Here is a 14,928-nt window from a genome sequence, read left to right as displayed (position 1 = left end):
GAGGTTAATCGGTTGCTTTGTCAGAAGGAGTTTCTATATTTGTGAGAATTATAAAATGATTTTATGGAAAAAGCAAATCTGACTCTTTACACGGTGATCGGGGATTTCGACCGGGTGGCGCAATCTATGGAAAAGCGGTTTAGTGAAGTGGCAAAAATGTTCACGCCCGGGGACGACCGCTGGATGCTGGTATTGCAGGATGATTCGGTTATTCGCTGTTCGATGATGCAAGCTAAGAACGAGCCGGAACAGGTGGCGGAACACACGAACGGGATGGCGAATTATTTCGCACGAGTGGAAACAGAATTGTCTGAAATTAAAGAAGAAGTAGTCCGTCAGATTACTTGTTTTAATTGTATCGTGGGTATCGAGTTCGAGACGGATGATAACCGGGATCGGACAAATTATATCGTGAATACTATTTTTGACGTGGCGGCAGATATAAACGGATTCGTGCTTTACCCGAGCATGAGTCTGTATGATGGTAAGGGGAAGTTGCTTTTTTCCGTGCAGGGCGAGAGCGAGTATGAGGCTTTCCGTCCGGTGGCAAATTCTGATTTGTTGGAAGTCGGGCGTCCTGAACCCGGAGAGGTGGATCTATTTCGCCGGGAGCGTTCTCTTGCCCGCTTGAAGGAGGCTGGAGTGCCTTATATCGAACATTTGCCTTGCGAGGTGTTGGATAGTGAAGCGGTTATCCGTGATCCGGAAGAAATAGCCTGTCGTGCGGCGGCTCTGTTTGCCGTGGCATTGTATTCGGAAGTTATGTTGTCCGAGAATCCCGATCGGGAAGAAGGATTGGGGTTCGTGCAGTGGGTGGATGCTGGTTTTCATATCATGGACGAACTGACGCCTGCGGAGAGGGCATACTTGGATAATCCTTCGCCGGAGCAGCATGACTGTATTCAGTTCCTGTGGCGGTACGAGTGTTGTGCCGTGTTGCTGTGGGCACTTGGTATAACGGAGTTGCCTTATCCTTCGGAGATTTGTGATGTCCCGTTTATAGTCCGGCTTTTCTTTGATAACCAGGAGAAAGGAACTGTTTTAGGGCTAGGCGAGATTCGAGGTAAGGAGGAAATATTGGATGAGGCGGATCTGACTTTGCGTTATGATTGGGCGTGCGTGGATGCCCGTGTCAAGGGACAGGAGGCTCCCGCTTCGTTGGACGGGGGTGTTGTCATGGAACGACATTATGCTTTCAATTGGCTGATCGGGGCGAGCGAGGGAGCGGATTGGGATGATATTCAACCGACAACCTAAGAGATTAAACTTCATCCGGGGAGAAAGCGTTGTTTGCACGTAGATGAAAGGGGGAAATAAAATGTTTCTCTCTTTTTACTCGTGTTTCATATTCGTATTAAAAACGCTCCCGAAGGTCTTTGCACCGAAGTTGATCCGAAGTTGTACCGAAATTAACCCGGGATTTTCCCCTTATTTCCACGGGTTCACACCGGAATCTCCCCGGTTCGTCTATAGAATAATTTCTATTTATCATCCTCTTTTTTCTGTCAGGTATTTCCAGAAACGGGCGGGGAGATTTTGGCGGTGTAATTTTGGGTTGAGGCGTTCTTTGATGGCAATCGTCTTGAAATAGGTTTGCCAGAGTTGTTGAAATAGTTTTTCGTCTTGATCCATGATACTTTCGTCGAGGAATCCGGTCAAGAGATGTCCTTCCTTTTGCTCGAAATGTACTTCCGTGACAGTGGTTAAATCATAATAGTAACCATACTCCCGTTTCAAGTCATAAAGCAACCATTTTTGGTCTGCAAAACGATCTTGCAGGTAAGGGATAACTAAAGAGAGAACATTGTACAGGGGTTTCAAGGCGGCGAAGTATGTGCCGTCTGCGGCTTTTTGGAAACGGAGGAACTGAATGACCCGAAGGCGTTCGTTTTTTACTTGTTTGAATACTTTGGATAATTCGAGCACGTCGGGATCCCCGAAATTGAGTTCAATGGAACGGGGTGCGTCGATTGTCTTGCGGATATAGCGGAATAGCAAGAGGTCTATTTCCGGTAATTCCGATAACCAGCACGTCGTGAGTTGGGAGAGGGCAGGTACTGATAGCTTTTTTTGGAGTCCTTTCCATACCCGTTCACTTCTTTCCGAGTCTGTGGTTACCGTGAACGATTCATCGTAGAACAAAGGCAAGGTTTCGCCTTCCCCGAGCAGGATGTCCGGGAATTTCTTGTAGCTGTACGCGTCAAAAACTGCGGTTAGCAACCCGTCGAATGTCTTGTCGTAGATGAAAATAACCATGGAGCGATTTTAAATTTTCAATTGATGAAGTCGAAAGGGATGATTAGTTGCCCGTCATCTATTTTTCGGTTTGTTCTTTGTGTCAGGATGCGCCTCACGTTCTCGGGTTTTAGTTCGTTGACGGTTTTCGTCGGCAATTCGTGGCAGGTGATGAAATATTGTGCTTTTTTCAACACGACGCCTATTTGCTTGAGTTGTGCTGTCCCTAAACGGGAGTAACGGCGTGCCGTGACAATCATTTTGGCTGATTTTACACCCAAACCGGGAACCCGGAGCAGCATCTCGTAATCTGCCCGGTTGACATCGATGGGGAAGGCTTCGGGGTGACGCAGTGCCCACGCGAGTTTGGGGTCTATCTCCAAATCGAGGTCCGGGTAGGAGTCATCCACGATTTCGTCCACTTTGAAATTGTAAAAACGAAGCAACCAGTCAGCTTGATACAATCGGTTTTCCCGGATAAGGGGAGGCTGCTTCAAGGCGGGTAGGCGATGATCGTAAGCGTTGACGGGGACGAATCCCGAGTAATATACCCGCTTCATGCTGGGGCGCTTGTATAGGGCAGAAGTAAGGTGCAGGATGTCTTTGTCCTTGTCGGGAGTGGCTCCCACGATCATCTGCGTGCTCTGTCCTGCTGGAACAAAGCGGGGGGCGTGCCGGTATTTCTTCCTGTCTTCTGCACTTTGTAACATTCCTTGCTGTATAAAACGCATGGGGGTGAATACACTTTGAAAATCCTTTTCCGGGGCAAGAAGTTGCAGGCTTTGTTCATTTGGGATTTCGATATTTACGCTCATCCGGTCGGCATATAATCCGGCTTCATTCACCAATTCCTGGCTGGCACCGGGGATGCTTTTCATGTGGATGTACCCGTTGAATTTGTACACTTGGCGGAGGTCTTTCACTACCCGCACCAATCGTTCCATCGTGTAGTCCGGGTTACGGACGACACCGGAACTGAGGAATAACCCCTCGATGTAATTGCGGCGATAGAACTCGATAGTCAGATTGACCAGTTCCGTCACCGAGAAGGTAGCCCGAGGTAGGTCATTACTCCTGCGGTTTATGCAGTAGGCACAATCGTAGATACAGTTGTTCGTGAGCATGATTTTCAGCAGTGAGATGCAGCGTCCGTCTTCTGCGAAACTATGGCATATACCCCATCCCTCGGCACTTCCGATCTGTCCTTTTTTGTGAGAACGGGAAGTCCCGCTAGATGCACATGATACATCGTATTTCGCTGATTCAGCGAGGATTTTTAATTTATTAAGTACGCTTTCATCCATGTCGAACGGGTTATGTCTTCTTTACAAAGATAGGGATAAAACCGGAAAACAGAAGACCATTTTTTATGGATTATAGGTTATAAAATATGAAATAGTTTGATATTGAAATATTCGATAGGAATCAATTCATCAGCGGATGTATGTTCTCGGCATGATTATGAATCCGAGTTATGAGGCGGGAACGATTGATTTGAAAAAAATACATAAAACTGATACTCAGTTTCGTCGGTCCGAAATAATTTTTATGTCCGGAACTGATGAATTTTCCACATTTATTACGCAGGTATTTGTCGAAGTCCAAATAAGCGTATCCTATCCCTAGTTCTGTTTCCAGGTTCCAACGTTTCCCGATAATCCATTGATAACCGTAAGAAATACCGGCTCCCGCGAACCACCCGTCATAACGATATTTTTTGAGACCACCGTTGTATTTGCCGTAATGGGTGTGTATCCCGAAGAAATGTCCGGCAAATTGCTGGTAAGTCCAATAACGCCATCCGGGTTGTATAGCCCAGTGCGTAATCTTTTTGTTGTTACCGAATTTGAAAGGGTTGTATTGTCCGGTCAGGTCGATGGTCATTTTATGCCCGATAGCAATTTCTGCTCCCAGGTTTAAGGTTGTTGTTGCCCAATAGGCTACATTTGTTTTTAGCGCGAACTCTTGTGCGAAAGTTGTTGTCGTCACGAGCAAGAGTATGGATATTAAAATGCTTTTCATCATGATCTTTTTAATGAATAACGTTTTAGTAAGCAGTGGGAGTACTCCATCCGCCACTTAGCGATAGGTTCTCGACCCCGAGTAAGGGTAAATTCAATGGGACTCTGATTGTGATTTGTTTGATAGGACTGATTATTAAATTGAGTATCGTTCCTAAAATGGGAATACTTCCCAGTAATCCATCGATGTTTCCGATTTCCAGTAGTTTGACACTAACGGATAGGGAGTGATTGCCGTCTGTTTGTTGCGTGTAACTTTTCAAACCGAGGTCGACGAAAGAATAATTCGAAGCGTATCTGCGATTGGTCAAGGGGGTATATTTCAAAGAATCGGTAATGTCCACGAATGTCCCTTCCAGTAGCAATGAATTGTCGATAATGCCATTCCAAAGGAGTCCGCTGATTAACCCTTCTTTTATGACGTGAATCTTTTGGATGTTGAATAATCCCGAGAAGTTTTTGATGGCGATACTTTTTTGAGCCATAAAATCCCTCGTGGTAAATTCATATCGAAATTTATTGATCCCGTTGAATTTTTCCTGTACTACTAGGTTGTAATCTACGGATTTGGGAAAATCTTTTATGCTGACAATAGCGGTATGGGCATCCACGGCTTCCCAAGGGTTGAGCAATGCGCCCAAAACTCCGAGTAATCCGCCTTGGTTTTCGTTGGCGGCTAATGCATTCCCGATTTGATTTGTCAATTGTTTCAGAAAACGGTTATATAATGTGTCTGTTACCGGGGCAACAAGTTTGTCTACGAGTGGATTCACGATAGCATCAATTCCACCTAGTAAACTTATCGTGATAGAAGCAACATTACGAAGAATCGTGGAGTCTAGCGCCGTTTTTAATAAACCACGGGCTTGTGTTTGTATGATATTCTTGTATCCGACTTGGGTAACAATGTTTTGTACCAGTTTGTTCAGAGCTGTTTGTGCATCCACTAAATTGCGGTGTACGTTGACAAGTCCGATGATACGTTGCAGTAATATTGTCGGGGTGGGATTCGTGTCTGAAAAATCGGCTTTTGCCAAATAATATTCCGAGTTATTTTGAAAAGGAGAGTTGGGGAGTATGATACGTGCGCTATTGTAATTTACGTCGTAGTTTTGTAATACCTCGCTATAATTAACAGGAGCTCCCGCTAACGCGTAAGGAAATAATGTTTTTTCTACGTTACCGAGAAAAACGGCTTTATACGAACCGCGGGGCAGGGTGTCCCTGACGACACCTAATGGCCAGTTCGCCGTTGTACCGGGGAGTAAGACTTCCTTTGTTTTGACAAATTCTCCGGTCGACTTATATACTAGGTACCTGACGTGTTGTACCCGTGTGTCCGGACCGCTTACGGCACTTCGACTTTCCGGTATGGAGCCGGAAAATGAAACGACGAAATAACCTTCGGGTATGCTGTCATGTTGTTGGTTGCCAATGATATCTGGAGTGATCGGTGCCTCTTCTTCTAACACCTTATGGCATCCGTTCGCGAGAAACATAATGATGATGCCGCATATATAGGAATAGTATTTTATTCTTTTCATGTTGATGTTAGTTAAAACCGTCCCATTTGTCGTCGTCTAGATCAATTGTCCTACCGATTGCAAAACCGATATTGATCTTTGAATAATCTCCGCTGATATTGACTATTTCGTTGGGACGTAATATGATATTGTTGTTTTGAGATACCGGGGAGTCCGGAACTTTTATCAGGTAAGTTTCGGTTACGGAATCGTATTTCACGATCAATGAAAACGTTGTCTTGTTTGTACTTCGTGTAGGAAGTAAAAATACGTTGAAATTGACGGTTTGGGCGGAAGGAGTTTGTTCTTGAAGTTTCCGACTTTGGTTATCTCCGGGAACTTGCACGGCAGTCGCTATCGTGTCGTTTACTTGCACGGCTTTTACCAGGTTCCCCGCGACTAAAGCTATTGATTTCACGTATCCCGGAATATTTGTAATGGAAACGGTCAATCCGCTGACGAATCGTTTTAATTGTCCGCTCAAACTGATGTTTGAAGTGTTGTCGGGGGTGAAAACCGTGCCAATGGCTGTCCCGTCTTTCGTGGCGGTACATAGGCAAGTATAAAATTCCGGAACGATTGTCGGGGATTTCGGGGCGAGCAGGAAGTTTGCCAGGCTCGTCGGAGTCGGTTGTGAGGTTAATTCTATCAGATTGGAAACGGCATTCCGGTTGTAATAGTTGTAATCACTTTGTTTGTATCCGATGATTAGTACTTTGTATGTAAATGATTTTGGCAATCCTAATGTTAAGGATTGTGTCGGAAAACTATTAATATCCCATTGGCGGGCAAAATTCCAAGCCGTGATGAAATTGTCCGCTCTGCTATCGGGTAAAGCCGCGTTTAATTTTGGGAAAGGTAACACGAGTATCCTGTTTACCGAATAATTCTGGGCTCGACTTTCAGGGGAGAGTTGTATTTCGTTACCTATCGATAGATCTATGCGGGCTAGATCGTATTCCTGTAATTCTGATTCTTTGTCATGGGTACAAGACAGCAAAATTATTAGTACAATCCCCAATGATGAAATATATTGTATCCCGGGTTTCATGTCTGATAGATTTGGTTTGTAAAGTCTATAAGGTTTTTAAGCCTTATAGACTTCGGACATTCGCGTGTCTGTTTACTGTATGGTTAAGTTGTGTAATGTGTTCCATGCGGGATCAATCGTGATCGTAATCGATTGATCTTTCAGTAGATCAATAGCCGAGTCGTCATCCCCGGGATCTGACGTCCCGCCACCGGTCGTGTCAGTTTTACTGACTTTTTTACCTAAAGAATAGAAATGGTTTGCTATAATGTTTAGCGTGGGACTTCCCCCGTCCAAAACAGCCCATGTCTTTAGTGTGTTACCGTCTGCGTCATAGAGTCCGAGTGTCATGGTGACTGTACCCACGGGCAATAAGAATTTGCCGTAAAGTTGCGAGTTGTCTAATTTAATAACTCCTTGTGCGGACAGATCGTTTCCCGCGTATACACCTTCGGCGGTAACCGTCTGATTGGAAAGGTCTGCATCAAATATTTTGTAGGTTTTTCCCGTGGGAGTTGCACCGATACCATTAATCAATAGAACGGAAGTATCGGCATTCGATACGGTTAAGCGCAGGTATTTCACGTTCGTACCATTTATTTGTGCCGGGACATTTTTGAAATAACCGAGAACACCGGCTACTTTGCGAGTCATTTGCAGATTTACTCGTACTCCCTCGGAAGAAACGGTTACGGATTGGGTGCCCGCGAATATTTCAGATTCCATTCCGGGAGTCGAAACTTTAGCTATCATGTCTTCAATTTTTGTTCCGTCAATGGTAGGAGTCGTGATGGTATAGCTATCCGATGCTTCTTGCCCGACAACGAGAAACTTATAATTACCAGCTGTCAATTTGTTGTTATCCGGCACAGTATAGCGCATGAACGTACTGCCTTTCGACCAATTCGGCACGTTGTAAGTCTTTTTGTAAAGATAATCGGAACCGGAACTTTGGAATACATGGATATTCACCCTTTCAACCTCTTGTACGGCTTCTTGGCTGTATAACGGACGGGTTCGGCTCTCTAGTCCGTTTGCCGCCTCATTTATTGTTGACAATTCGAATACTTGACCTTCCTCGGGAATGAACGTATCGATGTCGTTTTTTTCATTTGAGCACGCGCACATCAGAGTGCTCGCTAGTGCCATTAAAATAGTTTTTTTCATAATCTCAATCTAGTTTAGTTTAATTTAATAATCACTGTATCATAATATCTATATCATGAATTTTTATCCAGTTTCCTTCGGCTGCCATCAGAATTTCCAAACCACCTTCCGGCTTGAAGTTTATTTTGAAAATGGTCACCTCGTTCCGTTTAATTATGGTTGTAAAATCAGGAATGTACATGAATGGCGTAGATGCTCCCCGGCTGAATAAAGAAAGACGTATCGTGGATTGTTTTCCGGGAAGAGTTGGAGATAATAAAACCGAAAGGGGAGTGGTCGGTTGTAAATTTTCTGTTGAGGATTTTTTTACCGTAGTTTCATGTGAGTACGTGAAATTCTGGTCTATATCCTGGGATATTGCAAAAATCTGTTCATCTATTCTGGTGATTGAGTCCGGAAGATTTTCCATTATAATGTATAAAAGTCCTTTCGTGCGTTTCATTTCCAAATTGTGATTTGGAGATTCGGGTAATAACGTGAGAGTATCGGCAATTAAATAAGTGTCTTGGTTTTCTTCTTCCCGTTGGTGTAAATTGTATGTTAGTAAAGCGTTGTTTCTTATGATTGGTTGGGTAATGTTTCCAAATACGCTCAGTATATAACGTCCTGATTTGATTTCAGAAAAATCAAGTGTTTGAAGCGTGTCGTTATTTGTGATCGAGTATTGGGGTACAACTTGAATACTTGTTTGTGTTTCCAAATCAATCAAATGATAAGAAAGGTTGCTTATGTAAGATTTGAATGGTAACTGTTCATTGGTGACGGCTAATTCCGGAATGTCATGGATATTCGAGTAATTTTTATCTTTTACACCGAGAGTGACAGTGTATGTCTGTGGACATTTTTCTTCTTTCAAGCAAGAAGTACAGAATAACAAGACAAATGAGAATAAAAGAATATATGTTGTAGATCTGTATTCTCTGTCTATTTTGGAAATAGAGTTTAAGTCCGAAATGCCTTTCTCGTGTGTTTTCATTCTGTTGATTATTTGTATGTACCAAAACGAAGATCTGTTTGGGGAAGTTTCAAATTTTGTTGTATAAAAATGGAAAACACTATGTTAAATGAAATAAATTATTGGTGAGTAATGATGATTAATGTTTTAGCTACATGGCTATTTCTTGGATGATTGTGATATTTGGCATGATATTTTATTTTGTTTCTTATAGATGTGTCGTTTGTGCGATGCCTTTTAAGTATAAAAATTGCGTTGGGATAATATCAGATACCGGATTATTTGTTCGGAATGAGGGCTTCTAACGCGAGTAAGGACGAGATAACTTGATAGCTAAATGAGTTGAGGCTGTAGCCAAAGTTATATTTCTTTCTTTATTCATCTGTATAAAGCGATCGTTCTTTTTGCTGGTAACGGCTTGAGAAGGAATATTCACTTTGTTTTGAATAATGATTAGAACTTTTGGAAACAGCCTCTTGGAGTTAGTAGTTATTTATTGACGAACTATGCCAGCGTGATCGTTTGATCCAGATAAACGTCTTGAATAGCGTTCAATAATTCCACGCCTTCCTTCATGGGCTTTTGGAATGCTTTCCTGCCGCTGATAAGTCCCATACCTCCGGCTCGCTTGTTGATGACGGCTGTTATTACGGCTTCCTGCAGGTCGGATGCACCTTTGGATTCTCCGCCGGAGTTGATTAATCCGATCCGTCCCATGTAACTGTTAGCAACTTGGTAACGGCACAGGTCTATGGGGTGGGATGAGGAGAGTTGGGAATATACTCTTTCGTCTGTCTTGCCGAATTTCAATGCCTTGAAGCCTCCGTTGACCGTGGGAAGTTTTTGCTTCACGATATCGGCTTGAATTGTGGCTCCCAGGTGGTTGGCTTGCCCGGTAAGGTCTGCCGCGGAGTGATAATCCGTGCCGTCTTTTTTGAAATTTTCGTTCCGAAGGTAGCACCAGAGAATGGTTGCCATTCCCAATTCGTGGGCGTGGGCAAAGGCTTCGGAGATTTCGAGTATTTGCCGTCTGCTTTCCGGTGAACCGAAATATATGGTTGCTCCCACGGCGGCGGCTCCCATGTTCCAGGCTTCTTCTACCGTACCGTACAGGGTTTGATCGTATTGGGTCGGGTAAGTTAACAACTCGTTGTGATTGATTTTCACGATAAAAGGTATCTTGTGTGCGTATTTGCGAGCCACGGAGCCGAGTACGCCATACGTGGAAGCTACCGCGTTGCAACCGCCTTCGATAGCGAGTTTTATAATGTTTTCCGGGTCGAAATAGAGCGGGTTCGGGGCAAATGAGGCTCCTGCCGAATGTTCTATGCCTTGATCCACGGGTAGGATAGACACGTATCCCGTGTTTGCCAAACGTCCGTGCCCTAAGATCGCTTGTAAACTGTTTAGCGTGCGGATGTTTCGGTCGGAAGCGACCCATATATTGTCAATCGTGGAAGGCGATGGGGCGTGGAGTAAAGATTTGTCTATGGTTTTGCACGTGTGGTTCAAAAGGAAGTCACTTTGATCTCCAAGAATCTCTATTGTTTTGTTTGTGTTCATATGATAAAGTTTTACGTTATTCTCTGTGAAACGTAAAAGTGGAAGAATATGTTGTCTAAATGAGAAAAAAAGTTTATTTTTACATTCGTTAAATAACATTGGTAATCATGGTGAAATCAATCTATATATTAGGGCTATTGTTGTGTGTTTGTGTGTTGTCGGCGGAAGGGCAAAAAGGGAAGTATTACGAGAAACAAGTTCATTTTCCGGAGAAAGCGACGTTAGAGGAAAAAGTGGATATGGCGTCGAGGCTAATTCCCTCGAAAAAGCAATTGGCGTGGCAGCAGTTGGAATTGACGGCTTTTATCCATTTCGGGATGAATACTTTTACAGGACAGGAATGGGGAAATGGTAAGGAATTTCCCGTGATGTTCAATCCCGTGGCTCTCGATGCGGAGCAGTGGGTGCGGGCTTTGAAGGCAGGTGGGTTTAAGCTAGTGATTATTACGGCAAAACATCATGACGGATTTTGTTTGTGGCCCACGAAGACCACCCGGCATTCGGTGGCTTCTTCCCCTTGGAAAAACGGGAAAGGTGATGTGGTGAGGGAAGTCAAAAAAGCTTGTGACCGCAATGGGATGAAGTTCGGGGTGTACGTTTCCCCGTGGGATCGGAATGCTTCTTGTTATGGTGATTCCGTGAAATATAACGAGTTTTTTATCCGGCAATTGACGGAATTATTATCCGATTACGGGAAAGTGGATGAGGTGTGGTTAGATGGGGCAAACGGGGAAGGTGCGAACGGGAAAAAGCAAGAGTATGATTGGGAGACAATTATAAAAACAATAAACAAGTTGCAACCCAATGCCGTTACTGCAATTTGCGGGGATGATGTCCGTTGGGTCGGCAACGAGCGGGGGAAAGGAAGAGAAACGGAATGGAGTGCCACGGCGTTAGTGCCGGAGAATTACCCGAATGCCCGGGGAAAAAATGAGCAATTACGTTTGAGTCCTTATACCCGGGATTTGGGGAGCCGGCACGTGTTGGAACGAGTGGCGGAACTTTTCTGGTACCCTTCCGAGGTGGATGTGTCTATTCGTCCCGGGTGGTTCTATCATGAGCGGGAAGATCATAAGGTGAAGTCGTTGGCTGAGCTAGTAGATATTTATTTCCAATCCGTGGGTTGCAATTCTTCCTTGTTATTGAATGTGCCGCCGGATAAGCGAGGATTATTGCACGAGAACGACGTGGCTCGACTGAAAGAGTTCGGAGAGTATATCGAAAAGACTTTCTCGAAAGACTATACTTCTCGCTGGGCTCGCCCGTGGACGGCAAAAACGGGAGAGAAGAAAGAATACACGTTGAGTAAAGAAGCCGTGGTGAATACGGTGATGTTGCAGGAGGACATCAGCCGCGGGCAGCGGGTGGAGGCATTCACCGTAGAGGCTCACGTGAATGGGGAGTGGAAAGTCATCGCGAAAGGTACTACAATCGGGTATAAACGTTTGCTGCGTTTCCCGGATGTGGAAGCCGATGCTATTCGGGTAACGATTGATGAATGCCGGAGTGCCGCGAATATATCCCGGGTTGGGGCGTTTCTGGCTCCGCGGATAAAATAATTTTATCAATTTTAGATTTCATGATTTAAGATTGAGTCTGATAAACGGACTCGACTTGCCTTTGCTTTCTCTTTTTATTTTGAGTAGCTCTATTGAGCTTTTTATTTGAAATCTAAAATTTAAAATAAGTAAACTTTATGAACTCATTTTACGTTTACCTGTAGAAATTAGCACATAATTAAAACTACAGGGTATGGCGAAAAAAGTAGCAGAACAATTAGTAGATATGCTGGTGGAAGCCGGTATAAAACGAATCTACGCCGTGACAGGCGATAGTTTGAACGAGATTAATGATGCCGTTCGGCGCAATGGTAAAATTCAATGGATACACGTTCGTCACGAGGAAGTCGGGGCATATGCGGCGGGAGCGGAAGCTCAACTTAACGGGCAATTGGCTTGTTGTGCGGGAAGTAGTGGTCCGGGACACGTGCATTTGATTAACGGTTTGTACGATGCCCACCGTTCCGGGGCTTCCGTGTTGGCTCTTGCGTCTACCATGGCGACGGGGGAATTCGGGACCCGTTATTTTCAGGAGACCGACACGATGAAGCTGTTCGATGATTGCAGTTATTATAATCAAGTAGCGGCTACGCCAGCCCAATTGCCTCGTATGTTACAGGCGGCTATGCAGGCGGCTTTGTGCCGACATGGTGTTGGAGTCATTGGAGTGCCGGGAGATGTAACGGCAAAAGATGCGGCGGAGATTTATACTTCCAGGCAAGCTTTTGTGACCACCCCGTCCATTCGTCCTTCCGATGAAGAATTGGAAAAGCTGGCAGCTTTGTTGAATGGCAAGACGAAAATCACCTTGTTTTGCGGTATAGGAGCGAAAGACGCCCATGCCGAGGTGGTAGAGTTATCGCGACGATTGAACGCCCCCGTGGCTTATTCTTTCAAGAGCAAAATGGAGATACAATACGATAATCCGAACGAAGTGGGGATGACCGGATTGTTGGGAATGCCTTCCGGTTACGACAGTATGCATGAGGCAGAAGTGCTGGTGATGCTGGGAACGGATTTTCCTTATGCTCCTTTTATGCCGGAGAATAATACGATTGTACAGATTGATATAAAGCCGGAACGTTTGGGACGGCGGGCAAAAGTCGATATGGGACTTTGTGGCGACGTGAAGGCTACCTTGCAGGCATTGCTCCCTCGGATCAGACAAAAAGAAGAGAAGGACTTCCTGGAAAAACAATTGAAAGGGTACGAGCGGGTAAAAGAAAATCTGAATGCTTACGTGGAGGCTCGGGGTGAGGAGAATAAGATTCATCCGGAGTACGTCATGTCTGTTGTGGATAAGTTGGCATCGAAGGATGCTATTTTCACGGTGGATACCGGAATGACTTGCGTGTGGGGAGCCCGCTATTTGCATGGTACGGGACAACGGAAAATGTTAGGTTCCTTTAACCACGGTTCTATGGCAAATGCCATTCCGCAGGCAATTGGCGCCTCGTTGGCATTTCCGGACAGACAGGTATGGTCGTTATGCGGGGATGGAGGTTTGTCTATGTTGCTGGGAGATCTTTCCACGATCGTGCAATATAAATTACCCGTGAAGATCGTGGTATTCAATAACCGTTCTTTGGGAATGGTGAAATTGGAAATGGAAGTAGCCGGTTTGCCGGATTGGCAGACGGATATGGAGAATCCTGATTTCGCTCTTGTGGCAAAAGCTATGGGAATGGAAGGAATCACGGTGACCGATCCCGATAAGGTGGAGTCTGCGTTGGAAACGGCGATGAAGATTGACGGTCCGGTGCTGGTGAACGTGATGACCGATCCGAATGCCCTTGCCATGCCGCCCAAGGTGGAATGGAGCCAGATGCTGGGATTCGCGCAGTCTATGTACAAGTTGATGATCAACGGGCGGACGAAAGAAATATTGGATACGATTGCTTCTAATTTCAGGCACATGAAAGAAGTGCTGTAAGACGAAAGATAGTATCTTTGTATTATAAATAATATAATATATGATAGATTTTAAACCGATCAGAATTGAAGACAAAGAATTAATAACATCGTATTTTTTAGCTTGTGGCAACCGGGATTGCAACCTATCGTTCGTGAATTTATACACGTGGCAGTTCCTGACGAACAGTTGTTACGCCGTGGTGGATAACTGCTTGATCGTGCGTTTCACGTTGGACGAGGAGAGTGTCGTGTACACGATGCCCGTTGGGACGGGGGACGTGAAAGGTATTATCCATTTGTTAAAAGAACAGGCTCGGGAGGAAGGACACGTCCTACGGATTCATGGTGTGTTCCCGGAGATGGAGGAATGGTTCAACCGGGAATTTCCCGGGCGTTTTGACTACCGTCTGGATCGGGATTATTTTGACTATATTTATTTGCGGGAAGAATTAGCGGCATTGAAGGGGAAAAATTTCCAAGCCAAGCGGAATCATGTCAACAAGTTCAAGCGGACATATGATTATCGTTACACCCCGCTGACTGTGGATATGATTCCGCATTGTCTGGAATTGGAGGAGAAGTGGTGTGAACAGCACGGCTGTGACGAGGAGGAGAGCCTGATCAACGAGCGTAAAGCCTTGAATTCGGCATTACATCACTTTGAAGAGTTGGAGTTGACGGGAGGTGCGCTTTGGGTGGATGACGAGATTGTCGGTTTTACTTATGGTGCTCCCGTGAATCGCGATACGTTTGCCGTTCATATTGAAAAGGCGGATAATCATATCGATGGAGCCTATAATATATTGAATCAGGAATTTGCCTTGCATGTGCCGGAGCAATATATTTATCTGAACCGGGAGGAAGACTTGGGGCTGGTGGGGTTGCGTAAGGCAAAGCTATCCTATCGTCCCGTGATTTTGTTGGAGAAAGGTTATGCCCAGTTAATTGAAAATTGAAAATG

The 14,928-nt window shown here is 44.8% G+C and carries 11 protein-coding genes and 1 pseudogene; 4 read left to right on the top strand and 8 right to left on the bottom strand.

Annotated features, from left to right (window positions below; all coding sequences use genetic code 11):
* Nucleotides 1-63: 63 nt before the first annotated feature.
* The gene (locus tag A3CY_RS0107105) at nucleotides 64-1,257 is read left to right on the top strand and encodes a DUF4272 domain-containing protein (RefSeq protein WP_018337222.1); all 1,194 of its coding nucleotides are present in this window, start codon (nucleotides 64-66) and stop codon (nucleotides 1,255-1,257) included.
* Between the two features lie 231 nt (nucleotides 1,258-1,488).
* Here the strand turns inward: A3CY_RS0107105 and A3CY_RS0107095 are convergent, their stop codons facing one another.
* The 8 genes from A3CY_RS0107095 to A3CY_RS0107060 all read right to left on the bottom strand — a co-directional run bounded on the left by A3CY_RS0107095 (nucleotide 1,489) and on the right by A3CY_RS0107060 (nucleotide 10,494).
* Complete coding sequence (locus tag A3CY_RS0107095) at nucleotides 1,489-2,256, bottom strand: TIGR03915 family putative DNA repair protein (protein ID WP_018337220.1); 768 nt, start codon at nucleotides 2,254-2,256, stop codon at nucleotides 1,489-1,491.
* Nucleotides 2,257-2,273: 17 nt separating this feature from the next.
* The gene (locus tag A3CY_RS0107090) at nucleotides 2,274-3,539 is read right to left on the bottom strand and encodes a putative DNA modification/repair radical SAM protein (protein ID WP_018337219.1); all 1,266 of its coding nucleotides are present in this window, start codon (nucleotides 3,537-3,539) and stop codon (nucleotides 2,274-2,276) included.
* A 121-nt stretch (nucleotides 3,540-3,660) separates the two neighbouring features.
* Complete coding sequence (locus A3CY_RS20430) at nucleotides 3,661-4,260, bottom strand: DUF3575 domain-containing protein (protein WP_018337218.1); 600 nt, start codon at nucleotides 4,258-4,260, stop codon at nucleotides 3,661-3,663.
* Between the two features lie 22 nt (nucleotides 4,261-4,282).
* Entirely contained in the window at nucleotides 4,283-5,800 is a 1,518-nt protein-coding gene (locus A3CY_RS0107080) for a hypothetical protein (RefSeq protein ID WP_040371291.1), read from the bottom strand.
* Between the two features lie 7 nt (nucleotides 5,801-5,807).
* Complete coding sequence (locus A3CY_RS0107075; RefSeq protein ID WP_018337216.1) at nucleotides 5,808-6,830, bottom strand: hypothetical protein; 1,023 nt, start codon at nucleotides 6,828-6,830, stop codon at nucleotides 5,808-5,810.
* A 72-nt stretch (nucleotides 6,831-6,902) separates the two neighbouring features.
* A complete protein-coding gene (locus A3CY_RS0107070) occupies nucleotides 6,903-7,976 on the bottom strand; it encodes a FimB/Mfa2 family fimbrial subunit (RefSeq protein WP_026207407.1) in 1,074 nt (357 codons plus the stop codon).
* 31 nt (nucleotides 7,977-8,007) lie between these two features.
* On the bottom strand, nucleotides 8,008-8,952 hold the full coding sequence (locus A3CY_RS0107065) for a hypothetical protein (RefSeq protein ID WP_018337214.1): 945 nt from the start codon (nucleotides 8,950-8,952) through the stop codon (nucleotides 8,008-8,010).
* A gap of 483 nt (nucleotides 8,953-9,435) precedes the next feature.
* The gene (locus tag A3CY_RS0107060) at nucleotides 9,436-10,494 is read right to left on the bottom strand and encodes a class I fructose-bisphosphate aldolase (protein WP_018337213.1); all 1,059 of its coding nucleotides are present in this window, start codon (nucleotides 10,492-10,494) and stop codon (nucleotides 9,436-9,438) included.
* A gap of 110 nt (nucleotides 10,495-10,604) precedes the next feature.
* Between A3CY_RS0107060 and A3CY_RS20425 the strand changes: the two are divergent.
* The 3 genes and pseudogenes from A3CY_RS20425 to A3CY_RS0107045 all read left to right on the top strand — a co-directional run.
* Nucleotides 10,605-12,038 (top strand): annotated as a pseudogene (locus A3CY_RS20425) (alpha-L-fucosidase); the annotation flags it as partial.
* A gap of 208 nt (nucleotides 12,039-12,246) precedes the next feature.
* Nucleotides 12,247-13,986, top strand: coding sequence for a ubiquinone-dependent pyruvate dehydrogenase (locus A3CY_RS0107050; RefSeq protein ID WP_018337211.1), 1,740 nt, complete (start codon nucleotides 12,247-12,249; stop codon nucleotides 13,984-13,986).
* A 40-nt stretch (nucleotides 13,987-14,026) separates the two neighbouring features.
* On the top strand, nucleotides 14,027-14,923 hold the full coding sequence (locus tag A3CY_RS0107045) for a DUF2156 domain-containing protein (protein WP_018337210.1): 897 nt from the start codon (nucleotides 14,027-14,029) through the stop codon (nucleotides 14,921-14,923).
* The last annotated feature ends 5 nt before the right edge of the window (nucleotides 14,924-14,928 follow it).

The sequence above is a fragment of the Butyricimonas synergistica DSM 23225 genome (genome assembly GCF_000379665.1).
In the GTDB taxonomy this organism is placed as follows: domain Bacteria; phylum Bacteroidota; class Bacteroidia; order Bacteroidales; family Marinifilaceae; genus Butyricimonas; species Butyricimonas synergistica.
This window is presented reverse-complemented; position numbering and strand designations above follow the sequence as displayed.

Coding starts and splice junctions, on each gene's coding strand:
- A3CY_RS0107080 (WP_040371291.1), bottom strand. CDS start 5,800: ATGAAAAGAATAAAATACTATTCCTATATATGCGGCATCATCATTATG.
- A3CY_RS0107045 (WP_018337210.1), top strand. CDS start 14,027: ATGATAGATTTTAAACCGATCAGAATTGAAGACAAAGAATTAATAACA.
- A3CY_RS0107105 (WP_018337222.1), top strand. CDS start 64: ATGGAAAAAGCAAATCTGACTCTTTACACGGTGATCGGGGATTTCGAC.
- A3CY_RS0107050 (WP_018337211.1), top strand. CDS start 12,247: ATGGCGAAAAAAGTAGCAGAACAATTAGTAGATATGCTGGTGGAAGCC.
- A3CY_RS0107060 (WP_018337213.1), bottom strand. CDS start 10,494: ATGAACACAAACAAAACAATAGAGATTCTTGGAGATCAAAGTGACTTC.
- A3CY_RS0107095 (WP_018337220.1), bottom strand. CDS start 2,256: ATGGTTATTTTCATCTACGACAAGACATTCGACGGGTTGCTAACCGCA.
- A3CY_RS0107090 (WP_018337219.1), bottom strand. CDS start 3,539: ATGGATGAAAGCGTACTTAATAAATTAAAAATCCTCGCTGAATCAGCG.
- A3CY_RS0107075 (WP_018337216.1), bottom strand. CDS start 6,830: ATGAAACCCGGGATACAATATATTTCATCATTGGGGATTGTACTAATA.
- A3CY_RS0107070 (WP_026207407.1), bottom strand. CDS start 7,976: ATGAAAAAAACTATTTTAATGGCACTAGCGAGCACTCTGATGTGCGCG.
- A3CY_RS20430 (WP_018337218.1), bottom strand. CDS start 4,260: ATGATGAAAAGCATTTTAATATCCATACTCTTGCTCGTGACGACAACA.
- A3CY_RS0107065 (WP_018337214.1), bottom strand. CDS start 8,952: ATGAAAACACACGAGAAAGGCATTTCGGACTTAAACTCTATTTCCAAA.